Source organism: Pseudomonas sp. 8AS, from assembly GCF_902506505.1.
GTDB lineage: Bacteria > Pseudomonadota > Gammaproteobacteria > Pseudomonadales > Pseudomonadaceae > Aquipseudomonas.
On the sequence record NZ_LR733406.1, the window covers coordinates 4,152,373 to 4,174,171 of the forward strand.

Consider the following 21,799-nt stretch of genomic DNA (forward strand, 5'->3'; position numbering starts at 1 on the left):
CGTTCTCCTAAGCTGAATGCGTAACCGGCGCCTCTTCGAGCTCCCGCTCGAGCAACGCACGATCCAATTGTTGGGTGTCCACTTTGATGTACAGCGCCGCTTCTTCGGCGACAACCACGGCGTCACTGACACCGGGGATGGCCAGCAGGCGCCCCACCAGTCCGGAATCGGCCAGGGCCGCGGTACTCAGCGGCCGGCGCAGACTGGTCACGTAAGGCGGCTCGCGCATAGTAGCAGCTATAAAAACCCAGAAAAGAGCCAGCAGCGCACATCCGACGAACACGGCACCGAGGCCGCCGAACTGGTACAGCCAGCCGCCGAGGATGCCGCCCAGCGCCGCGCCGAGGAACTGGCTGGTGGAGTACACGCCCATCGCCGTGCCCTTGCCGCCGGCCGGCGAAACCTTGCTGATCAGCGACGGCAGCGAAGCCTCCAGCAGGTTGAACGCGGTGAAGAACAGGACGATCCCCACTACCAGCAGGTGCAGGCTGTTGCCGCACAGCCAGAAGAACAGTTCGCAGAGCAGCAGCACCAGCACCGCGCCGGTCAGCACGCGTTTCATCTGGCGTTTCTTCTCGGCGTAGATGATGAACGGCACCATGGCGAAGAAGCCGATCAGCAGCGCGCTGAGGTAAACCCACCAGTGCTCTTCCTTGGCCAGCCCGCCCTGCTCCACCAGCGCCAGCGGCAGGGCGATGAAGCTGGCCATGAGGATGGCGTGGAGGACGAAGATGCCCAGGTCCAGGCGCAGCAGGTCGGGGTTGCGCAGGGTCGGCCACAGCGCCTGCCTGGCCACCCCGGATTCGCGGTGCTGCAGGGTGCTGGAGGCACGCGGGACCATGCCGGCGACGATCAGGATACCGAGCAGGGCCATGCCCGCGGTGACCCAGAACAGCCCGGACAGGCCGAAGGCGCGGGTCAGCAGCGGGCCGGTGACCATGGCCACGGCGAACGACAGGCCGATGCTCATGCCGATCATGGCCATGGCCTTGGTGCGGTGCTGTTCGCGGGTGAGGTCGGAGAGCAGCGCCATCACCGCCGCGGAAATCGCCCCGGCGCCCTGCAGCACGCGGCCGGCGATCACCCCCCAGATGGAGTCGGCGGTGGCGGCCAGGGCCGCGCCGGCGGCGAAGATCAGCAAACCGACGTAGATCACCGGCAGGCGGCCGATGCGGTCGGAGAGAATGCCGAAGGGAATCTGCAGCAGCGCCTGGGTCAGGCCGTAGGCACCGATGGCCAGGCCGATCAGCAGCGGCGTGGCGCCGGTCAGGTCCATGCCGTAGGTGGCCAGCACCGGCAGCACCATGAACATGCCCAGCATGCGGAAGGCGAACACCAGGGCCAGGCCGCTAGCCGCGCGGGTCTCGCCGGCGCTCATGCGCTCGCTGTGCGGATCGTGCATCGGTAAACCCCATGAAAACGAGGCGGCGATTCTATCAGCCGCAGCCCGCGCGGCACAGGCGTGACGCTTTGCCGCTCACTGGCGGGGAGCCGTATACTTGGCGGTTTCCAGGCGCCAAACGAGGCTGCTGTTCGTGGATAAGATTCTGATTCGTGGGGCGCGTACCCATAACCTGAAAAACATCGACCTGACCCTGCCGCGCGACAAGCTGATCGTGATCACCGGCCTGTCCGGTTCCGGCAAGTCGTCGCTGGCCTTCGACACGCTCTACGCCGAGGGTCAGCGCCGCTACGTCGAATCGCTGTCGGCCTACGCCCGGCAGTTCCTGTCGATGATGGAAAAACCCGACGTCGACACCATCGAAGGCCTGTCGCCGGCGATCTCCATCGAGCAGAAGTCCACCTCGCACAACCCGCGCTCCACTGTCGGCACCATCACCGAGATCTACGACTACCTGCGCCTGCTTTACGCACGCGTCGGCATCCCGCGCTGCCCGGACCACGACCTGCCGTTGGAGGCGCAGACCGTCAGCCAGATGGTCGACCAGGTCCTGGCCCTGCCCGAAGGCAGCAAGCTGATGCTGCTGGCCCCGGTAATCCGCGAGCGCAAGGGCGAGCACCTGTCGGTGTTCGAGGAGCTACGCGCCCAGGGCTTCGTCCGCGCCCGGGTCAATGGCAAGCTGCATGAGCTGGACGAGCTGCCCAAGCTGGACAAGCAGAAAAAGCACTCCATTGATGTCGTCGTTGACCGCTTCAAGGTGCGCGAGGACCTGCAGCAGCGCCTGGCCGAATCCTTCGAGACTGCGCTGAAGCTGGCCGACGGCCTGGCTCTGGTGGCGCCGATGGATGATGAACTGGGCGAGGAAATCATCTTCTCCGCGCGCTTCGCCTGTCCGGTCTGCGGCCACTCGATCAGCGAGCTGGAACCCAAGCTGTTCTCCTTCAACAATCCCGCTGGCGCCTGCCCGACCTGCGATGGCCTGGGTGTGAAGCAGTTCTTCGACACCCGCCGCCTGGTCAACAGCGAGCTGACCCTGGCCGAAGGGGCGATCCGCGGCTGGGACCGGCGCAACGTCTACTACTTCCAGATGCTCGGCTCGCTGGCCGCGCACTATGGCTTCAGCCTGGAAGTGCCGTTCGAGGAACTCAGCCAGGAAGACCGCCAGGCCATCCTGCATGGCAGCGGCAAGGACAACGTCGAGTTCCGCTACCTCAACGACCGTGGCGACATCGTCAAGCGCGCGCACCCTTTCGAAGGCATAGTGCCTAACCTGGAGCGCCGCTACCGCGAGACCGAATCGACCACCGTGCGTGAGGAGCTGGCCAAGTTCCTCAGCACCCAGGCCTGTCAGGACTGCCGCGGCACCCGTCTGCGCCGCGAGGCCCGCCACGTTTGGGTCGGCGAGCGCACCCTGCCGGCCGTCACCGGCCTGCCGATCGGTGATGCCGCCGACTACTTCGGCAGCCTGGCGCTGACCGGCCGGCGCGGCGAGATCGCCGACAAGATCCTCAAGGAAATCCGCGAGCGCCTGCAGTTCCTGGTCAACGTCGGCCTCGACTACCTGACCCTGGACCGCAGCGCCGACACCCTGTCCGGCGGCGAGGCCCAGCGCATCCGCCTGGCCAGCCAGATCGGCGCCGGCCTGGTCGGGGTGATGTACATCCTCGACGAGCCCTCGATCGGCCTGCACCAGCGCGACAACGAGCGCCTGCTCGGCACCCTCAAGCATCTGCGCGATATCGGCAACACGGTGATCGTGGTCGAGCACGACGAGGACGCCATCCGCCTGGCCGACTACGTGGTCGACATCGGCCCGGGCGCCGGCGTGCACGGCGGGCGCGTCGTCGCCGAGGGTACGGCAGCCGAAGTCATGGCCCACCCCGACTCGCTGACCGGCAAGTACCTGTCCGGGCGCGAGAAGATCCGCTATCCGGCGCAACGCACCCCGCGCGACAAGAAGCTGGCGCTGAAGATCAAGGGCGCGCGCGGCAACAACCTGCGTAACGTCGACCTGGAAATCCCGATCGGCCTGCTCACCTGCGTCACCGGCGTGTCCGGCTCGGGCAAGTCGACGCTGATCAACAACACCCTGTTCCCCCTGGCGGCCACCGCGCTGAATGGCGCCACCACCCTGGAAGCCGCGGCCCACGACAGCATCGACGGCCTGCAGCACCTGGACAAGGTGGTCGACATCGACCAGAGCCCGATCGGCCGCACGCCGCGCTCCAACCCGGCGACCTACACCGGCCTGTTCACCCCGATCCGCGAGCTGTTCGCCGGCGTGCCGGAATCGCGCTCGCGCGGCTATGGCGCCGGGCGCTTCTCCTTCAACGTCAAGGGCGGACGCTGCGAAGCCTGTCAGGGCGATGGTCTGATCAAGGTGGAAATGCACTTCCTGCCGGACATCTACGTGCCGTGCGACGTGTGCAAGAGCAAGCGCTACAACCGCGAAACCCTGGAGATCAAGTACAAGGGCAAGAGCATCCACGAGGTACTGGAGATGACCATCGAGGAGGCCCGCGAGTTCTTCGACGCGGTGCCGGCGCTGGCGCGCAAGCTGCAAACACTGATGGATGTCGGCCTGTCGTACATCAAGCTCGGTCAGTCGGCGACCACCCTATCCGGCGGCGAGGCGCAGCGGGTCAAGCTCAGCCGCGAGCTGAGCAAGCGCGACACCGGCAAGACCCTGTATATCCTTGATGAGCCAACCACCGGTCTGCACTTCGCCGATATCCAGCAACTGCTCGACGTGCTGCACCGCCTGCGCGACCACGGCAACACCGTGGTGGTGATCGAGCACAATCTGGACGTGATCAAGACCGCCGACTGGCTGGTCGACCTCGGCCCCGAAGGCGGTTCCAAGGGCGGCATGATCATCGCCGCCGGCACCCCGGAGGAAGTCGCCGCGATGCCACAGTCGCACACCGGCCACTTCCTCAAGCCGCTGCTGGAGCGGGATCGGGCATAAAGCCCAGAGCGCAAACAAGAAGGCCGGGCAGCGATGCCCGGCCTTCTTGTTTGCCTGCGAATACCTGATGACGGTCAGTACTGCCAGCCAGCTTCACTTGCCGCAGCAGTGCCGGCCCCAAGACTCAGTCATGGAGACGCAAGCGGGAAGATGACTGCGCGTCAGGCAAAAACAAAAAACCGGGCACTGGGCCCGGTTCTTCGCAGACGGTTAAGTCTTACTCGGCGTCTACTGCTGCGCCGCCGACCGGACGGTCGACCAGCTCAACATAAGCCATCGGAGCATTGTCGCCAGCGCGGAAACCGCACTTGAGGATACGCAGGTAACCGCCCTGACGGGTGGCGTAGCGCTTGCCCAGATCGTTGAACAGTTTGCCGACGATGGCTTTCGAACGAGTACGGTCGAAGGCCAGACGACGGTTGGCAACGCTGTCTTCTTTAGCCAGAGTGATCAGCGGCTCGGCAACGCGGCGCAGTTCTTTGGCTTTCGGCAGAGTAGTTTTGATCAGCTCGTGCTCGAACAGCGAAACCGCCATGTTCTGGAACATGGCCTTGCGGTGGGCGCTGGTGCGGCTGAGGTGACGGCCACTTTTACGATGACGCATGGTTAAATTCCTTACCAAACTTCAAGTTCGGTGATCGTGACAATCAGGCAGTCGCCTTATCGTCTTTTTTCAGGCTTGCCGGCGGCCAGTTGTCGAGACGCATGCCGAGGGACAGGCCACGGGAGGCCAGAACGTCCTTAATCTCGGTGAGCGACTTCTTGCCCAGGTTCGGAGTCTTCAACAGTTCTACTTCGGTACGCTGGATCAGGTCGCCGATGTAGTAAATGTTCTCCGCCTTGAGGCAGTTGGCCGAACGAACGGTCAGTTCAAGGTCATCAACCGGACGCAGCAGGATCGGATCGATCTCGTCTTCCTGCTCAACCACGACCGGCTCGCTGTCACCTTTGAGGTCGACGAACGCGGCCAGCTGCTGTTGCAGGATGGTCGCAGCACGACGGATAGCCTCTTCCGGATCCAGGGTACCGTTGGTTTCCAGGTCAATGACCAGTTTATCCAGGTTGGTACGCTGCTCGACGCGGGCGTTTTCGACCACGTAGGCCACGCGACGGACCGGGCTGAACGAGGAGTCCAGCTGCAGACGGCCGATGCTACGGCTCTCGTCTTCATCGCTCTGACGGGCATCAGCCGGTTCGTAGCCACGGCCACGACGTACGGTGAGCTTCATGTTCAGAGCGCCGTTGTCCGCCAGGTTGGCGATAACGTGATCGCCGTTGACGATCTCGACATCGTGATCCAGCTGAATATCGGCAGCAGTGACCACACCCGAGCCCTTCTTGGCCAGAGTCAGGGTGACTTCGTCACGACCGTGCAGCTTGATAGCCAGGCCTTTGAGATTCAGGAGGATCTCGATGACATCTTCCTGAACACCTTCGATGGCGCTGTACTCGTGGAGTACACCGTCAATCTCGGCCTCGACTACTGCACAGCCAGGCATGGAGGACAACAGGATGCGACGCAGCGCGTTGCCCAGGGTGTGGCCAAAGCCACGCTCGAGAGGCTCGAGAGTGATCTTGGCGCGGGTCGAACTGACCACCTGCACATCGATGTGGCGGGGGGTCAGGAACTCATTTACCGAAATCTGCATGGATGCACCTATTTTCTAGCCCTTACTTGGAGTAGAGCTCGACAATCAGGCTTTCGTTGATGTCGGCAGACAGGTCGCTGCGAGCCGGGACGTTCTTGAAAACGCCAGACTTCTTCTCAGCATCCACTTCCACCCACTCAACGCGACCGCGTTGTGCGCACAGCTCGAGAGCTTGCACGATGCGCAGTTGGTTCTTCGCCTTTTCGCGAACTGCCACGACGTCACCAGCTTTGACCTGGTAGGACGGGACGTTCACGGTCGAACCGTTCACGGTGATCGCCTTGTGCGATACCAGCTGACGGGACTCGGCACGGGTAGCACCAAAGCCCATACGGTAAATCACGTTATCCAGACGGCACTCCAGCAGTTGCAGGAGGTTTTCGCCGGTAGCGCCCTTACGGCTGGCAGCCAGTTTGTAGTAGCTGCTGAACTGACGCTCCAGAACGCCGTAGATGCGGCGAACTTTCTGCTTCTCACGCAGCTGGGTACCGTAGTCGGACTGACGACCACGGCGGGCGCCGTGCTGACCAGGAGCCGATTCGATGTTGCATTTCGATTCAAGCGCGCGCGCACCACTCTTCAGGAAGAGATCGGTGCCTTCACGACGAGACAGTTTGCATTTGGGACCAATGTAACGAGCCATTCTTCACTGTCTCCTATTACACGCGACGCTTCTTCGGCGGACGGCACCCGTTATGCGGGATTGGCGTCACGTCGGTGATGCTGGCGATTTTGTAGCCGCAGGCGTTCAGAGCACGCACAGCGGATTCGCGACCAGGACCTGGGCCCTTGACATTGACGTCGAGGTTTTTCAGGCCGTATTCCAGGGCTGCCTGACCAGCACGCTCGGCAGCCACCTGGGCAGCGAACGGAGTGGACTTACGCGAGCCACGGAAACCGGAACCACCGGAGGTAGCCCAGGACAGGGCGTTACCTTGACGGTCGGTAATGGTCACGATGGTGTTGTTGAAAGACGCGTGAATGTGGGCGATCCCATCAACCACTGTCTTTTTGACTTTCTTACGAGTACGAGCAGCAGGCTTAGCCATGACTTATTTCCTGTCGATTCGCGGGCGCAATTACTTGCGGATCGGCTTACGCGGGCCCTTACGGGTACGCGCGTTGGTCTTGGTGCGCTGACCGCGGACCGGAAGGCCACGGCGATGACGCAGGCCGCGGTAGCAACCCAGGTCCATCAGACGCTTGATTTTCATGTTGATTTCGCGGCGCAGGTCACCTTCAGTGGTGAACTTGGCGACTTCGCCACGCAGCTGCTCGATCTGCTCGTCAGAGAGATCTTTGATCTTTGCCGCCGGGTTAACGCCGGTGGTTGCACAGATTTTCTGTGCAGTGGTGCGACCAACACCGTAGATGTAGGTCAGCGAGATAACAGTGTGCTTGTTATCCGGAATGTTGACGCCTGCAATACGGGCCATTCAGTGGAACTCCAATTGACAGCTACCCACGCCCTGGAAGCCAAGAAATAGGGCGCGCGATATTAGCGCTGTAATAACAAAGAATCAACCCGGCAGCGCACTAGCTGCCGGGCTCATTACGCGTAAATCACACTCAGCCTTGGCGCTGCTTGTGACGCGGCTCCGCGCTGCAGATCACGCGAACAACACCTTCGCGGCGAATGATCTTGCAGTTGCGGCACAGCTTCTTGACCGATGCACGAACTTTCATCAGTAACTCCTAGAACCTTACGGTGCGATGTCAGCGGAGCATGCCGCCGCCATAACCCTTCAGGTTGGCTTTCTTCATCAGGGATTCGTACTGGTGCGAAACGAGGTGAGATTGCACTTGAGACATAAAGTCCATCACAACCACGACCACGATCAGCAACGAGGTCCCGCCAAGGTAGAACGGTACATTCGCCGCAACCACCAGGAACTGGGGCAGCAGGCAAACAGCCGTCATGTACAGAGCACCGAACATGGTCAAGCGGGTCAGCACGCCATCGATATAGCGCGCAGATTGCTCACCCGGACGGATACCCGGAATAAAGGCACCGGACTTCTTCAGGTTTTCCGCTACGTCTTTCGGGTTGAACATCAGCGCCGTATAGAAGAAGCAGAAGAAAACGATCCCTGCACTAAACAGCAGAATGTTCAACGGCTGACCGGGAGCGATCGCCTGCGAAATATCCTGCAGCCAGCCCAGACCTTCGGACTGACCGAACCAGGAACCCAGCGAGGCCGGGAACAGCAGGATACTGCTGGCGAAAATGGCCGGGATTACGCCCGCCATATTCACCTTCAGGGGCAGGTGGCTGGTCTGCGCAGCGAAGACCTTGCGGCCCTGCTGACGCTTGGCGTAGTGCACCGCAATGCGACGCTGGCCACGCTCAATGAACACCACGAAACCGATGATCGCTACCGCCAGCAGACCGATGGCAATCAGGGCGAAGATATTGATATCGCCCTGACGGGCAGACTCGAAAGACTGCCCGATTGCCGACGGCAAGCCGGCCACGATGCCAGCAAAAATCAGCATCGAGATACCGTTGCCGACACCGCGCTCGGTGATTTGCTCGCCCAGCCACATCATGAACATGGCACCCGACACGAAGGTCGTCACCGCCACGAAGTGGAAGCCGAAATCAGTCGAAAACGCTACGCCCTGGCTCGCCAGACCGACGGACATGCCGACAGCTTGGACGATAGCCAGGATCAAAGTGCCGTAGCGGGTGTACTGGCTGATCTTGCGACGGCCAGCTTCCCCTTCCTTCTTCAACTGCTCCAGCTGCGGGCTGACGACGGTCATCAGCTGCATGATGATCGATGCCGAGATGTACGGCATGATCCCCAATGCAAAGATGCTCATCCGCTCCAGCGCGCCGCCGGAAAACATGTTGAACAGGCTAAGAATGGTCCCCTCGTTCTGCCGGAACAGCTCGGCCAGCCGGTCAGGGTTTATTCCGGGCACCGGAATGTGCGCACCGATCCGATAGACGATGATCGCCAGGAACAGGAAACGCAGCCGAGCCCACAGCTCGGACAACCCGCCATTGCTGAGCGCTGAGAGAGCACCTTGCTTAGCCATTTAGTCCTCGAACTTGCCGCCAGCTGCTTCGATAGCCGCACGCGCACCTTTGGTGGCAGCGATACCTTTCAGGGTAACCGCACGAGTAACCTCGCCGGACAGCATGACTTTCACACGCCGTACGTTTTGGTTAATCAGGTTGGCATCCTTGAGCGACTGCACGGTAACGACGTCGCCTTCCACTTTGGCCAGCTCGGAAGTACGCACTTCGGCGCGATCCATGGCTTTCAGGGAAACGAAGCCGAACTTCGGCAGACGGCGGTGCAACGGCTGTTGACCACCCTCGAAGCCCGGAGCAATGGTGCCACCGGAGCGGGAGGTCTGACCTTTGTGGCCACGGCCACCGGTCTTGCCCAAACCACTACCGATACCACGACCCGGACGATGCTTCTCGCGACGGGAACCCGGCGCAGGACTCAGATCATTGAGTTTCATCGATTAACCCTCGACGCGCAGCATGTAGTAAGCCTTGTTGATCATCCCGCGATTCTCGGGAGTATCCTGGACTTCTACAGTGTGACCGATGCGACGCAGACCCAGACCCTTAACGCACAGTTTGTGGTTAGGGATACGGCCGGTCATGCTCTTGATCAGCGTAACTTTGACGGTAGCCATCAGCGGATCTCCTCAACGCTCTTACCGCGCTTGGCAGCAATGGACTGAGGGGACTGCATGGCCTTCAGACCCTTGAAGGTGGCATGAACCACGTTCACCGGGTTGGTGGAGCCATAGCACTTGGCCAGAACGTTCTGCACGCCCGCCACTTCCAGCACGGCACGCATGGCGCCGCCGGCGATGATGCCGGTACCTTCGGAAGCCGGCTGCATGAACACGTGGGACGCGCCATGAACTGCCTTCATCGGATACTGCAGGGTGGTGCCGTTCAGGTCGACCTGAATCATGTTGCGACGCGCAGCTTCCATCGCCTTCTGGATGGCAGCAGGCACTTCGCGGGACTTGCCACGACCGAAACCGACGCGACCATTGCCGTCACCCACCACGGTCAGCGCGGTGAAAGTGAAGATACGGCCGCCTTTGACGGTCTTAGCAACGCGATTAACCTGCACCAGCTTCTCGGTGTAGCCATCGCTCTGGGCATCGTCACGGTTACCGCGATCGCGCTTTTGCTCGTTATTTGCCATAACTTAGAACTCCAGCCCGCCTTCACGAGCAGCATCAGCCAGCGCTTTCACACGGCCGTGGTACTTGAAGCCAGAACGATCGAACGCAACCTGGGTAACGCCAGCGGCTTTCGCACGCTCGGCAACCAGCTGGCCAACCTTCTTGGCCGCGTCGACGTTGCCAGTGGCGCCGTCACGCAGTTCTTTGTCCAGAGTCGAGGCGGTAGCCAGGACCTTGGCGCCGTCGGCCGAAATGACCTGGGCGTAGATGTGCTGGGAAGAGCGGTACACGCAGAGGCGTACGGTTTCCAGCTCGCGCATTTTCAGGCGTGCCTTGCGAGCGCGACGCAGACGAGTTTCTTTCTTTACGCTCATTTGCTATGCCCTACTTCTTCTTAGCTTCTTTACGACGGACGACTTCGTCGGCGTAACGCACACCTTTGCCTTTGTAAGGCTCTGGCGGACGGAAGTCGCGAATCTCGGCAGCCACCTGACCAACCTTCTGCTTGTCGATGCCCTTGATCAGGATATCGGTCTGGCTCGGGGTCTCAGCGGTAATGCCTTCCGGCAGTTCGTAGTCCACCGGGTGCGAGAAGCCAAGCGCGAGGTTCAGCACCTGGCCTTTGGCCTGGGCTTTGTAACCCACACCAACCAGTTGCAGCTTGCGCTCAAAGCCCTGACTTACGCCAATGACCATGTTGTTGACCAACGCACGAGTGGTACCGGCCATGGCACGATTCTGCTGATCGCCATTACGCGCAGCAAAACGCAGTTCACCAGCTTCCTGGGTCACTTCCACGGACGAATGTACATTCAGCTCCAGGGTGCCCTTGGCGCCCTTAACCGAAAGCCGCTGGCCAGCGAGACTGATCTCGACACCTGCCGGCAGCTTGACGGGGTTCTTAGCAACGCGAGACATGCTTATCCCCCCTTAGAACACAGTGCAAAGCACTTCGCCGCCGACACCGGCAGCGCGCGCAGCGCGATCCGTCATCACACCTTTGTTGGTGGAGACGATGGATACACCGAGACCGCCGCGAACTTTCGGCAGCTGGTCGACGGGCTTGTACTGGCGCAGACCAGGGCGGCTGACGCGTTTTACTTCTTCAATGACCGGACGGCCTTCGAAGTACTTCAGCTCGATGGACAGCTGCGGTTTTACGTCGCTGCTGATCTGATAACCCGCAATATAACCTTCGTCTTTCAGAACTTTGGCTACAGCCACCTTCAGCTTGGAAGACGGCATGCTTACGACGGACTTTTCAGCCATCTGGGCATTACGGATACGAGTTAGCATGTCCGCTAACGGGTCCTGCATACTCATGGGCTAGATGCTCCTAAACAAAAAGAACAGCCTTACGGCTGGAACCATCCTGAACCGACAACCAAAAGCCAGGCTCAGGAGAGCCGGACATTCTAGAGATCGATCAAAAATGAATCAAGCCCCAAAAGGGGCTTGATTCATAGAAAGACAAAGCCGGCACTAGGCCGGCTTCGCTTTTGTTACCAGCTGGCCTTGACCAGACCCGGTACATCACCGCGCATCGCCGCTTCGCGCAGCTTGTTACGGCCGAGGCCGAACTTGCGGTACACGCCGTGCGGACGACCGGTGATTCGGCAACGGTTACGCAGGCGGCTGGCGCTGGCGTCACGCGGTTGCTTTTGCAGGGCGACCTGGGCTTCCCAACGCTGCTCCGGAGTGGAGTTCGGGTTGGCGATAACAGCTTTCAGCTCGGCACGCTTTTTGGCGTACTTGGCTACCGTTTGCTGACGCTTCAGCTCACGGTTTTTCATGCTCATTTTGGCCATGATCCAACTCCAATCAGTTGCGGAACGGGAACTTGAAAGCGCGCAGAAGAGCGCGACCTTCGTCGTCCGTACGGGCAGTGGTGGTCAGGGTGATGTCCAGACCACGCAGCGCATCGATCTTGTCGTAATCGATTTCCGGGAAAATGATCTGCTCTTTGACGCCCATGCTGTAGTTGCCACGGCCATCGAAGGACTTGGCATTCAGGCCGCGGAAGTCACGCACGCGCGGCAGGGAGATCGCGAGCAGGCGATCCAGGAATTCGTACATACGATCGCGACGCAGGGTCACCTTGACGCCGATCGGCCAGCCCTCGCGAACCTTGAAGCCTGCAATCGACTTGCGGGCGTAGGTCACGACGGCTTTCTGACCGGTGATCTTTTCCATGTCGGCAACAGCGTGCTCGATGACTTTCTTGTCACCGATCGCTTCGCCCAGACCCATGTTCAGGGTGATCTTGGTAACGCGCGGAACTTCCATCACGTTGCCCAGCTTCAGCTCTTCCTTCAGCTTGGGCGCGATTTCTTTCCGGTAAATCTCTTTCAGTCGTGCCATGGTGTTCTACCTATGATTCTCAAGCGCCAACCGGCTTTTGGGTGGACTTGAAGACACGAATCTTTTTGCCGTCTTCGACTTTGAAACCAACGCGGTCAGCCTTGTTGGTTTCACCGTTGAAAATGGCGACGTTAGAGACGTGCAGAGGCGCCTCTTTCTCGACGATACCGCCCTGGGCGCCCAGCATCGGGTTCGGCTTGGTGTGGCGCTTCACCAGGTTGATCCCACCAACGACCAGACGGTCGTCAGCGAGAACCTTGAGCACCTTGCCACGCTTACCTTTGTCTTTGCCGGCGATCACGATGATCTCGTCGTCACGACGAATCTTTTGCATGACGGCTTCTCCTTACAGCACTTCGGGGGCGAGCGAGACGATCTTCATGAACTTCTCAGAACGAAGTTCACGAGTCACTGGCCCGAAGATACGGGTGCCGATCGGCTCTTGCTTGTTGTTCAGCAGAACAGCAGCGTTGCCATCAAAGCGGATGATCGAGCCATCAGGACGACGTACGCCATGACGGGTACGGACCACAACAGCGGTCATTACCTGGCCTTTCTTCACTTTACCGCGCGGAATTGCTTCCTTCACGGTGACCTTGATGATGTCGCCAATACCGGCGTAACGACGGTGCGAACCACCCAGGACCTTGATGCACATAACGCGACGAGCGCCGCTGTTGTCAGCGACCTCGAGCATGGATTGAGTCTGAATCATATAATTTCTCCGACCCCTAGTCCTTAGACTTCCACGGCACGTTCGACGACTTCGACCAGCGCCCAAGATTTGGTCTTGGCCAGCGGACGGGTCTCACGGATGGTGACCTTGTCGCCGATGTGGCACTGGTTGGTTTCGTCGTGGGCGTGCAGTTTGGTCGAACGCTTCACGTATTTACCGTAGATCGGGTGCTTAACACGACGCTCGATCAGAACGGTAATGGTCTTGTCCATTTTGTCGCTGACGACGCGGCCAGTCAGCGTGCGGACGGTTTTCTCAGCTTCAGCCATGATTACTTACCTGCCTGCTGGGTGAGCACAGTCTTCACGCGAGCAATGTCGCGCTTCACTTGCGAGAGCAGGTGAGACTGCCCCAACTGACCAGTTGCCTTCTGCATGCGCAGATTGAACTGGTCGCGCAGCAGACCGAGCAGTTGCTCGTTCAGCTGCTGAACCGATTTTTCACGAAGTTCATTCGCTTTCATCACATCACCGTCCGCTTAACAAAGGAGGTGGCGAGGGGCAGCTTTGCAGCAGCCAGGGCGAAAGCCTCACGCGCCAGCTCTTCTGGAACACCTTCGATCTCGTACAGCACTTTGCCCGGCTGGATCTGCGCCACCCAGTACTCAACGCCGCCCTTCCCTTTACCCATACGAACTTCGAGGGGCTTTTTGGTTACAGGCTTGTCCGGGAACACACGGATCCAGATTTTACCGCCACGCTTAACGTGACGAGTCAGGGCACGACGAGCCGACTCGATCTGACGAGCAGTCAGACGGCCACGTGCAACAGCTTTCAAGGCGAATTCGCCGAAGCTGACTTTGCTACCGCGCTGAGCCAGACCACGGTTGTGGCCAGTCATCTGCTTGCGGAATTTTGTACGCTTGGGTTGCAGCATTTTGCGTACTCCTTACTTGGCAGCTTTTTTACGAGGAGCGGGCGCTTGAGGTTTCAGCTCTTCTTTGAGGCCACCGATGACCTCACCTTTGAAGATCCAAACCTTCACGCCGATCACACCGTAAGTGGTGTGCGCTTCGTAAGTGGCGTAATCGATATCGGCACGCAGGGTGTGCAGAGGCACACGACCTTCGCGATACCACTCGGTACGGGCGATTTCTGCACCGCCAAGACGACCGCTCACCTGGATCTTGATGCCCTTGGCACCAATACGCATGGCGTTTTGTACGGCACGTTTCATGGCGCGGCGGAACATCACACGACGCTCCAGCTGCTGAGCAACGCTCTGCGCTACCAACAGACCGTCGAGTTCCGGCTTGCGGATCTCTTCGATGTTGATGTGCACCGGCACACCCATTTGCTTGGTCAGGTCCTGACGCAGCTTCTCAACATCTTCACCTTTCTTGCCGATCACGATGCCGGGACGAGCGGTGTGGATGGTGATGCGTGCAGTCTGAGCCGGACGAGCGATGTCGATACGGCTTACGGACGCGCTTTTTAGTTTGTCTTGGAGGTACTCACGGACCTTGAGGTCGGCAAACAGATAATCAGCGTATTGACGCTTGTCTGCGTACCAAACGGAGGTGTGCTCCTTGACGATTCCCAGGCGAATGCCAGTGGGATGTACTTTCTGACCCATCTGATCGACTCCGTTACTTGTCCGCAACCTTGACAGTGATATGGCAAGACCGCTTGACGATGCGATCAGCGCGGCCTTTGGCACGCGGCATGATGCGCTTCAGCGAACGCCCTTCGTTGACGAAGACGGTGCTGACCTTCAGGTCATCAACGTCAGCGCCTTCGTTATGCTCGGCGTTGGCTACGGCCGACTCCAGCACTTTTTTCATGATCTCGGCGGCTTTCTTACTGCTGAAAGCCAGGAGGTTGAGCGCTTCGCCCACCTTCTTCCCGCGGATCTGGTCGGCGACCAAGCGGGCTTTCTGGGCAGAGATGCGAGCGCCCGACAACTTAGCGGCTACTTCCATTTCCTTACCCCTTAACGCTTGGCTTTCTTGTCCGCCACGTGCCCACGATAAGTGCGGGTACCAGCGAACTCGCCGAGTTTGTGGCCGACCATGTCTTCGTTCACGAGAACCGGGACATGCTGACGACCGTTATGTACAGCGATGGTCAGACCGACCATCTGCGGCAGGATCATGGAACGGCGCGACCAGGTTTTAACCGGCTTGCGATCGTTCTTTTCCACCGCCACTTCGATCTTCTTCAGTAGGTGAAGATCGATAAAAGGACCTTTTTTCAGAGAACGCGGCACTGTCGTATCCCTCTAGTTACTTGCGACGACGGACGATCATTTTATCGGTGCGCTTGTTACCACGAGTCTTCGCGCCCTTAGTCGGGAAGCCCCATGGAGACACCGGATGACGGCCACCAGAGGTACGACCTTCACCACCACCATGCGGGTGGTCTACCGGGTTCATCGCCACGCCGCGAACGGTCGGGCGAACACCACGCCAGCGCTTGGCACCCGCTTTACCCAGCGAACGCAGGCTGTGCTCGGAGTTCGAGACCTCGCCCAGGGTCGCACGGCATTCGGCCAGTACTTTGCGCATCTCGCCGGAGCGCAGACGCAGGGTGACGTAAGCACCTTCACGAGCAACCAGCTGAGCCGAAGCACCAGCGGAACGCGCGATCTGAGCGCCTTTGCCTGGCTTCAGTTCGATACCGTGAACGGTCGAACCCACCGGGATGCTGCGCAGCGACATGCTGTTGCCAGCCTTGATCGGAGCAGCGGCACCAGCGATCAGCTGATCACCAGCACTCACACCTTTCGGCGCGATGATGTAGCGACGCTCGCCGTCTGCATACATCAGCAGAGCGATGTGTGCGGTACGGTTCGGATCGTATTCGATACGCTCGACAGTGGCTGGGATGCCATCTTTGTCGTTGCGACGAAAATCGACCAGACGATAGTGCTGCTTGTGACCACCACCGATGTGGCGAGTGGTGATACGACCGTTGTTGTTACGGCCGCCAGTCTTCGACTTCTTCTCGAGCAGCGGAGCATAAGGAGCGCCTTTGTGCAGCTCCTGATTGACCACCTTGACCACGAAACGGCGGCCAGCGGAAGTCGGTTTGCATTTAACGATTGCCATGATGCACCCCTACCTTACTCAGCACTGCTGGCGAAATCGATGTCCTGGCCCGGCTGAAGAGCGATGTACGCCTTCTTCCAGTCGTTACGCTTGCCCACGCCGCGAGCGGTGCGCTTGCTTTTACCGAGAACATTCACGGTATTAACAGCAGCAACTTTCACGTTGAACAGGCTTTCGACGGCCTTCTTGATTTCCAGCTTGGTTGCATCGGTGGCAACCTTGAAAACGAATTGGCTCTTGCCGTCCGCCAGCACAGTGGCTTTCTCGGAGACATGCGGGCCAACCAGCACTTTGAATACGCGTTCCTGGTTCATCCCAGCAGCTCCTCGAATTTCTTCACGGCGGACACGGTGACCAGCACCTTGTCGTAGGCGATCAGGCTGACAGGATCGGAACCTTGAACGTCGCGTACGTCGACGTGCGGCAGGTTGCGCGCAGCCAGGTACAGATTCTGATCAACAGCATCGGACACGATCAGAACGTCGTTCAGACCCATGCCGTTCAGCTTGTTCAGGAGAACCTTGGTTTTCGGTGCATCAACAGCGAAGTCTTCCACAACAACCAGACGATCAGCACGCACCAACTCGGAGAGGATCGAGCGCAGAGCGGCACGATACATCTTCTTGTTGAGCTTCTGGTCATGGTTCTGCGGACGAGCAGCGAAGGTCACACCACCGCCACGCCAGATCGGACCACGAGAGGTACCAGCACGAGCACGACCAGTGCCCTTCTGACGCCACGGACGCTTGCCGCCACCGGACACGTCGGAACGGGTCTTCTGCTGCTTGCTGCCCTGACGACCGCCAGCCATGTAGGCGACAACGGCCTGGTGAACCAGGGTCTCGTTGTATTCGCTACCGAAAGTCGCGTCGGAGACTTCAATCGCCTGAGCGTTAGTTACATTCAATTGCATCTCAGCATCTCCCCTTAACCGCGAGCCTTGGCAGCCGGACGCACAACCAGATCGCCGCCAGTAGCGCCAGGAACGGCACCCTTGACCAGCAGCAGATTGCGTTCAGCGTCGACGCGCACAACTTCCAGGGACTGTACGGTCACGCGCTCAGCGCCCAGATGACCGGACATTTTTTTGCCCTTGAATACACGACCAGGAGTCTGGCACTGGCCGATGGAGCCCGGGACGCGGTGCGAGAGGGAGTTACCGTGGGTATTGTCTTGACCGCGGAAATTCCAGCGCTTGATGGTACCGGCAAAGCCTTTACCCTTGGATTCACCGGTGACATCCACCAGCTGGCCAGCCTGGAACAGCTCGGCAGTGATCTGATCGCCAGCCTGGTACTCGCCTTCTGCAAGACGGAACTCCCAGACGCCACGACCGGCAGCGACGTTTGCCTTGGCAAAGTGGCCAGCCTGAGCCTTGGTCACGCGGGAAGCACGACGCTCGCCAACGGTAACCTGCACGGCGCGATAGCCATCGCTTTCTTCAGTTTTGAACTGGGTGACGCGATTCGGCTCGATCTCAATGACCGTAACCGGAATGGAGACACCTTCTTCGGTGAAAATGCGGGTCATGCCGCACTTACGACCGACTACACCAATAGTCATGTTGTAAACCTCATGAGTGTACGGGGCTTTCACCCGCTATGGCCGCCCATTTCAGAGCGTTACACGACTAAAACCCCAAGGTTTTAGCCGAGGCTGATCTGCACTTCCACGCCTGCGGCAAGGTCGAGCTTCATCAGCGCGTCAACGGTTTTATCCGTCGGCTGGACGATGTCCAGAACACGCTTATGAGTGCGAATCTCGTACTGATCGCGCGCGTCTTTGTTGACGTGCGGAGAAACCAGAACGGTGAAACGCTCCTTGCGAGTAGGCAGAGGAATAGGACCACGCACCTGAGCACCAGTACGTTTCGCGGTTTCCACGATTTCCTGGGTGGATTGATCGATCAGGCGATGGTCAAAAGCCTTCAACCGAATACGGATTTGTTGGTTTTGCATTTTGACCTCAGACTCTATCTCTGCTATCCCCAACGGACGGACTACGCCCGTTAAAAGGAGGCGTGATTGTACGGATGCACCGGAGGGGTGTCAACTTTTGCACAGAAAACAGAAAAGGCCCCGAAGGGCCTTTTCTTTTACCGCGACAATCGATTACTCGACGATCTTGGCAACCACGCCAGCACCAACGGTACGGCCGCCTTCGCGAATCGCGAAACGCAGGCCGTCTTCCATGGCGATCGGCTTGATCAGGGTGACAACCATTTTCACGTTGTCGCCCGGCATTACCATCTCAACGCCTTCCGGCAGCTCGCACGAACCGGTTACGTCAGTGGTACGGAAGTAGAACTGCGGACGGTAGCCCTTGAAGAACGGGGTGTGACGACCACCTTCTTCTTTGGACAGCACGTACACTTCAGCTTCGAACTTGGTGTGCGGCTTGATGGTGCCCGGCTTGGCCAGAACCTGACCACGCTCCACGTCGTCACGCTTGGTGCCGCGCAGCAGAACGCCGCAGTTCTCGCCAGCACGACCTTCGTCGAGCAGCTTGCGGAACATTTCAACGCCGGTGCAGGTGGTCTTGGTGGTCGGACGCAGACCGACGATCTCGATCTCTTCCTGGATCTTGACGATACCGCGCTCTACACGACCGGTAACTACAGTACCGCGGCCGGAGATCGAGAATACGTCTTCGATCGGCATCAGGAACGGCTTGTCGATGGCACGAACCGGCTCAGGAATGTACACGTCCAGGGTTTCAACCAGCTTCTTGACGGCGCTGGTGCCCATTTCGTTGTCGTCCTGGCCGTTCAGGGCCATCAGAGCGGAACCGATGATGATCGGAGTGTCGTCGCCCGGGAAGTCGTAGGTGGACAGCAGGTCACGAACCTCCATCTCGACCAGTTCCAGCAGCTCGGCGTCGTCAACCATGTCAGCCTTGTTCAGGAACACGACGATGTACGGGACGCCTACCTGACGGGACAGCAGGATGTGCTCGCGGGTCTGCGGCATCGGACCGTCAGCAGCGGAGCAAACCAGGATCGCGCCGTCCATCTGGGCAGCACCGGTGATCATGTTTTTTACGTAGTCGGCGTGACCAGGGCAGTCAACGTGCGCGTAGTGGCGAACGGCCGAGTCGTATTCAACGTGAGCGGTGTTGATGGTGATACCGCGAGCCTTTTCTTCCGGAGCACTGTCGATCTTGTCGAAGTCGACACGAGCCGAACCGAATACCTCGGAGCAAACGCGAGTCAGAGCTGCGGTCAGGGTGGTTTTACCGTGGTCAACGTGACCGATGGTGCCTACGTTGACGTGCGGTTTGTTACGTTCAAACTTTTCTTTAGCCACGACTGTGAACCTCTTGCCTAAAGGGCTTGATTAGCCTTGTTTTTTAACCAGTGCTTCGACGATGTTCGACGGAGCCTCGGAGTATTTGGAGAATTCCATGGAGTAGCTTGCGCGACCCTGAGACATGGAACGGACGTCGGTCGCATAACCGAACATCTCACCCAGCGGAACCTCGGCACGGATCACTTTGCCCGACACCGAATCTTCCATACCCTGGATCAGACCACGACGACGGTTCAGGTCACCCATCACGTCACCCATGTAGTCCTCAGGGGTTACCACTTCCACCTTCATGATCGGCTCAAGCACTACACCGCCACCCTTCTGGGCCAGCTGCTTGGTCGCCATGGAAGCCGCCACCTTGAACGCCATCTCGTTGGAGTCGACGTCGTGGTAGGAACCATCGAACACGGTTGCCTTCAGGCCGATCAGCGGATAGCCGGCAACAACGCCGTTCTTCATCTGCTCTTCGATACCCTTCTGGATCGCCGGGATGTATTCCTTCGGAACCACACCACCTACGACTTCGTTGACGAAAACCAGACCTTCCTGACCTTCATCAGCCGGTGCGAAGCGAATCCAGCAGTGACCGAACTGGCCACGACCGCCGGACTGGCGAACGAACTTGCCTTCGATTTCGCAGTTCTTGGTGATCTTCTCGCGGTAGGAAACCTGAGGCTTACCGATGTTGGCCTCGACGTTGAACTCGCGCTTCATGCGGTCAACGAGGATGTCCAGGTGCAGCTCACCCATACCGGAGATGATGGTCTGACCGGTTTCCTCGTCAGTCTTGACGCGGAACGACGGGTCTTCCTGGGCCAGCTTGCCCAGTGCAATACCCATCTTCTCCTGGTCAGCCTTGGTTTTCGGCTCTACAGCCACCGAAATTACCGGCTCCGGGAAGTCCATACGCTCAAGGATGATCGGCTTCTCGATCGAGCACAGGGTGTCACCGGTGGTGACGTCCTTCATGCCGATCAGCGCAGCGATGTCACCCGCACGCACTTCCTTGATTTCGTCACGCTGGTTGGCATGCATCTGCACCATACGACCAACGCGCTCTTTCTTGCCCTTGACCGAGTTGACCACGGAGTCACCCGAACTCAGGAAGCCCGAGTAAACGCGAACGAAGGTCAGAGTACCAACGAACGGGTCGGTGGCAATCTTGAACGCCAGCGCCGAGAACGGCTCGTCGTCATTGGCATGACGCTCGTCGTAGTCAGCATCCTGCAGCTCTTCCTTCGGCTTCTCGATGAGATCCGGATGAATACCCTTGATCGCCGGGATCTCGGTCGGAGCAGGCAGGAAGTCGATGACAGCATCGAGAACCAGCGGAACACCCTTGTTCTTGAAGGAGGAACCACAGACAGCCGGAACGATTTCGCTGGCCAGGGTGCGCAGGCGCAGACCAGCCTTGATGTCCTCGACCGACAGATCACCTTCTTCAAGGTAACGGTTCATCAGCTCTTCGTTGGCCTCGGCGGCCGCCTCGACCATGTTGCTGCGCCACTCGGTGGCCAGGTCGACCAGCTCAGCCGGAATTTCTTCCTCGCGATAGCTGGTGCCCTTGTCGTCTTCGTTCCAGTAGATAGCCTTCATCTTGATCAGATCGACCTGACCTTCGAAGTTATCTTCGGCACCGATGGCGAGCTGGATCGGAACCGGGGTATGACCCAGACGATTCTTGATCTGACCGACAACGCGCAGGAAGTCAGCACCGGCACGGTCCATCTTGTTCACGTAAACAACACGCGGAACACCGTACTTGTTGGCCTGACGCCATACGGTTTCGGACTGCGGCTCAACGCCGGAAGTACCACAGAACACCACGACAGCGCCGTCGAGTACGCGCAGCGAACGCTCTACTTCAATGGTGAAGTCAACGTGGCCGGGGGTATCGATGACGTTTACACGGTACTTGTCGTACTGGCCGCGCGAACCTTCCCAGAAGGTGGTGATCGCAGCGGAGGTGATGGTGATACCACGCTCCTGCTCCTGCACCATCCAGTCGGTAGTGGCAGCGCCGTCATGCACCTCACCCATCTTGTGGCTGAGGCCTGTGTAGAACAGGATCCGCTCGGTAGTAGTGGTCTTGCCCGCATCAACGTGCGCGCAAATACCAATGTTACGGTAGCGGTTAATCGGAGTAGTACGAGCCATAA

32 protein-coding genes are annotated in these 21,799 nt (G+C 59.3%); 1 reads left to right on the forward strand and 31 read right to left on the reverse strand.

Translation table 11 applies throughout. The features are described from left to right. Positions 1-7: 7 nt before the first annotated feature. On the reverse strand, positions 8-1,402 hold the full coding sequence (locus GV001_RS19400; RefSeq protein ID WP_160082896.1) for an MFS transporter: 1,395 nt from the start codon (positions 1,400-1,402) through the stop codon (positions 8-10). Positions 1,403-1,535: 133 nt separating this feature from the next. Between GV001_RS19400 and uvrA the strand changes: the two genes are divergently transcribed. Further along, entirely contained in the window at positions 1,536-4,370 is a 2,835-nt protein-coding gene (gene uvrA / locus GV001_RS19405) for an excinuclease ABC subunit UvrA (protein WP_160082898.1), read from the forward strand. Positions 4,371-4,587: 217 nt separating this feature from the next. On the opposite strand, the gene rplQ is transcribed toward uvrA, so the two are convergent. The 30 genes from rplQ to fusA all read right to left on the reverse strand — a co-directional run bounded on the left by rplQ (position 4,588) and on the right by fusA (position 21,797). Then, a complete protein-coding gene (rplQ, locus tag GV001_RS19410) occupies positions 4,588-4,974 on the reverse strand; it encodes a 50S ribosomal protein L17 (RefSeq protein WP_160082900.1) in 387 nt (128 codons plus the stop codon). A gap of 43 nt (positions 4,975-5,017) precedes the next feature. Then, positions 5,018-6,019, reverse strand: a complete 1,002-nt coding sequence (rpoA, locus tag GV001_RS19415) for a DNA-directed RNA polymerase subunit alpha (RefSeq protein WP_160082902.1) — start codon at positions 6,017-6,019, stop codon at positions 5,018-5,020. A gap of 22 nt (positions 6,020-6,041) precedes the next feature. Beyond that, entirely contained in the window at positions 6,042-6,662 is a 621-nt protein-coding gene (gene rpsD / locus GV001_RS19420) for a 30S ribosomal protein S4 (protein ID WP_160082912.1), read from the reverse strand. A 16-nt stretch (positions 6,663-6,678) separates the two neighbouring features. Beyond that, on the reverse strand, positions 6,679-7,068 hold the full coding sequence (gene rpsK / locus GV001_RS19425) for a 30S ribosomal protein S11 (protein ID WP_021702690.1): 390 nt from the start codon (positions 7,066-7,068) through the stop codon (positions 6,679-6,681). 30 nt (positions 7,069-7,098) lie between these two features. Continuing rightward, positions 7,099-7,455 (reverse strand): 30S ribosomal protein S13, encoded by a 357-nt coding sequence (gene rpsM, locus GV001_RS19430; RefSeq protein WP_004883692.1) that lies wholly within the window; start codon positions 7,453-7,455, stop codon positions 7,099-7,101. Between the two features lie 133 nt (positions 7,456-7,588). Beyond that, positions 7,589-7,705, reverse strand: a complete 117-nt coding sequence (gene rpmJ, locus GV001_RS19435) for a 50S ribosomal protein L36 (RefSeq protein WP_002555468.1) — start codon at positions 7,703-7,705, stop codon at positions 7,589-7,591. Between the two features lie 30 nt (positions 7,706-7,735). Next, a complete protein-coding gene (gene secY / locus GV001_RS19440) occupies positions 7,736-9,064 on the reverse strand; it encodes a preprotein translocase subunit SecY (RefSeq protein ID WP_160082914.1) in 1,329 nt (442 codons plus the stop codon). Next, entirely contained in the window at positions 9,065-9,499 is a 435-nt protein-coding gene (rplO, locus tag GV001_RS19445) for a 50S ribosomal protein L15 (RefSeq protein WP_160082916.1), read from the reverse strand. Between the two features lie 3 nt (positions 9,500-9,502). Then, positions 9,503-9,679, reverse strand: coding sequence for a 50S ribosomal protein L30 (gene rpmD / locus GV001_RS19450; RefSeq protein WP_003176408.1), 177 nt, complete (start codon positions 9,677-9,679; stop codon positions 9,503-9,505). Continuing rightward, positions 9,679-10,206, reverse strand: a complete 528-nt coding sequence (gene rpsE / locus GV001_RS19455) for a 30S ribosomal protein S5 (protein WP_160082918.1) — start codon at positions 10,204-10,206, stop codon at positions 9,679-9,681. The genes rpmD and rpsE overlap by 1 nt, the downstream gene beginning before the upstream one ends. Before the next feature lie 3 nt (positions 10,207-10,209). Then, positions 10,210-10,560 (reverse strand): 50S ribosomal protein L18, encoded by a 351-nt coding sequence (gene rplR / locus GV001_RS19460; RefSeq protein WP_021219603.1) that lies wholly within the window; start codon positions 10,558-10,560, stop codon positions 10,210-10,212. 10 nt (positions 10,561-10,570) lie between these two features. After that, positions 10,571-11,104 (reverse strand): 50S ribosomal protein L6, encoded by a 534-nt coding sequence (gene rplF, locus GV001_RS19465; RefSeq protein ID WP_160082920.1) that lies wholly within the window; start codon positions 11,102-11,104, stop codon positions 10,571-10,573. A 12-nt stretch (positions 11,105-11,116) separates the two neighbouring features. Next, a complete protein-coding gene (gene rpsH, locus GV001_RS19470; protein ID WP_160082922.1) occupies positions 11,117-11,509 on the reverse strand; it encodes a 30S ribosomal protein S8 in 393 nt (130 codons plus the stop codon). Between the two features lie 179 nt (positions 11,510-11,688). Then, positions 11,689-11,994, reverse strand: a complete 306-nt coding sequence (gene rpsN / locus GV001_RS19475) for a 30S ribosomal protein S14 (RefSeq protein ID WP_160082924.1) — start codon at positions 11,992-11,994, stop codon at positions 11,689-11,691. A 13-nt stretch (positions 11,995-12,007) separates the two neighbouring features. Beyond that, on the reverse strand, positions 12,008-12,547 hold the full coding sequence (gene rplE / locus GV001_RS19480) for a 50S ribosomal protein L5 (protein WP_160082926.1): 540 nt from the start codon (positions 12,545-12,547) through the stop codon (positions 12,008-12,010). Positions 12,548-12,566: 19 nt separating this feature from the next. Beyond that, complete coding sequence (gene rplX, locus GV001_RS19485) at positions 12,567-12,881, reverse strand: 50S ribosomal protein L24 (RefSeq protein ID WP_160082928.1); 315 nt, start codon at positions 12,879-12,881, stop codon at positions 12,567-12,569. Between the two features lie 12 nt (positions 12,882-12,893). After that, a complete protein-coding gene (rplN, locus tag GV001_RS19490; RefSeq protein ID WP_160082930.1) occupies positions 12,894-13,262 on the reverse strand; it encodes a 50S ribosomal protein L14 in 369 nt (122 codons plus the stop codon). A 23-nt stretch (positions 13,263-13,285) separates the two neighbouring features. Continuing rightward, entirely contained in the window at positions 13,286-13,552 is a 267-nt protein-coding gene (gene rpsQ, locus GV001_RS19495; protein WP_160082932.1) for a 30S ribosomal protein S17, read from the reverse strand. Positions 13,553-13,554: 2 nt separating this feature from the next. Beyond that, positions 13,555-13,746, reverse strand: a complete 192-nt coding sequence (gene rpmC / locus GV001_RS19500) for a 50S ribosomal protein L29 (protein ID WP_160082934.1) — start codon at positions 13,744-13,746, stop codon at positions 13,555-13,557. Continuing rightward, positions 13,746-14,159, reverse strand: a complete 414-nt coding sequence (gene rplP / locus GV001_RS19505; RefSeq protein WP_160082936.1) for a 50S ribosomal protein L16 — start codon at positions 14,157-14,159, stop codon at positions 13,746-13,748. Before rplP ends, rpmC begins: the two co-directional genes overlap by 1 nt. A gap of 12 nt (positions 14,160-14,171) precedes the next feature. Next, on the reverse strand, positions 14,172-14,858 hold the full coding sequence (gene rpsC, locus GV001_RS19510; RefSeq protein WP_160082938.1) for a 30S ribosomal protein S3: 687 nt from the start codon (positions 14,856-14,858) through the stop codon (positions 14,172-14,174). Positions 14,859-14,871: 13 nt separating this feature from the next. After that, positions 14,872-15,204, reverse strand: coding sequence for a 50S ribosomal protein L22 (gene rplV / locus GV001_RS19515; protein WP_003103908.1), 333 nt, complete (start codon positions 15,202-15,204; stop codon positions 14,872-14,874). 11 nt (positions 15,205-15,215) lie between these two features. Further along, positions 15,216-15,491 (reverse strand): 30S ribosomal protein S19, encoded by a 276-nt coding sequence (gene rpsS / locus GV001_RS19520; RefSeq protein ID WP_010486981.1) that lies wholly within the window; start codon positions 15,489-15,491, stop codon positions 15,216-15,218. A 16-nt stretch (positions 15,492-15,507) separates the two neighbouring features. Further along, positions 15,508-16,332 carry a 50S ribosomal protein L2 gene (gene rplB / locus GV001_RS19525; RefSeq protein WP_160082940.1) on the reverse strand — a complete coding sequence of 275 codons (825 nt, stop codon included), beginning with the start codon at positions 16,330-16,332 and terminating at the stop codon, positions 15,508-15,510. 14 nt (positions 16,333-16,346) lie between these two features. Next, positions 16,347-16,646, reverse strand: a complete 300-nt coding sequence (rplW, locus tag GV001_RS19530) for a 50S ribosomal protein L23 (RefSeq protein ID WP_160082942.1) — start codon at positions 16,644-16,646, stop codon at positions 16,347-16,349. After that, positions 16,643-17,245, reverse strand: a complete 603-nt coding sequence (rplD, locus tag GV001_RS19535) for a 50S ribosomal protein L4 (protein ID WP_160082944.1) — start codon at positions 17,243-17,245, stop codon at positions 16,643-16,645. The genes rplW and rplD overlap by 4 nt, the downstream gene beginning before the upstream one ends. 14 nt (positions 17,246-17,259) lie before the next feature. Then, positions 17,260-17,895: a 50S ribosomal protein L3 gene (rplC, locus tag GV001_RS19540; RefSeq protein ID WP_160082946.1), complete on the reverse strand. Its 636-nt coding sequence runs from the start codon at positions 17,893-17,895 to the stop codon at positions 17,260-17,262. An 83-nt stretch (positions 17,896-17,978) separates the two neighbouring features. Then, positions 17,979-18,290: a 30S ribosomal protein S10 gene (gene rpsJ, locus GV001_RS19545; RefSeq protein WP_003186070.1), complete on the reverse strand. Its 312-nt coding sequence runs from the start codon at positions 18,288-18,290 to the stop codon at positions 17,979-17,981. Positions 18,291-18,443: 153 nt separating this feature from the next. Next, positions 18,444-19,637 (reverse strand): elongation factor Tu, encoded by a 1,194-nt coding sequence (tuf, locus tag GV001_RS19550; RefSeq protein ID WP_160082948.1) that lies wholly within the window; start codon positions 19,635-19,637, stop codon positions 18,444-18,446. A gap of 30 nt (positions 19,638-19,667) precedes the next feature. Next, positions 19,668-21,797, reverse strand: coding sequence for an elongation factor G (gene fusA, locus GV001_RS19555; RefSeq protein ID WP_160082950.1), 2,130 nt, complete (start codon positions 21,795-21,797; stop codon positions 19,668-19,670). Positions 21,798-21,799 lie beyond the last annotated feature (2 nt).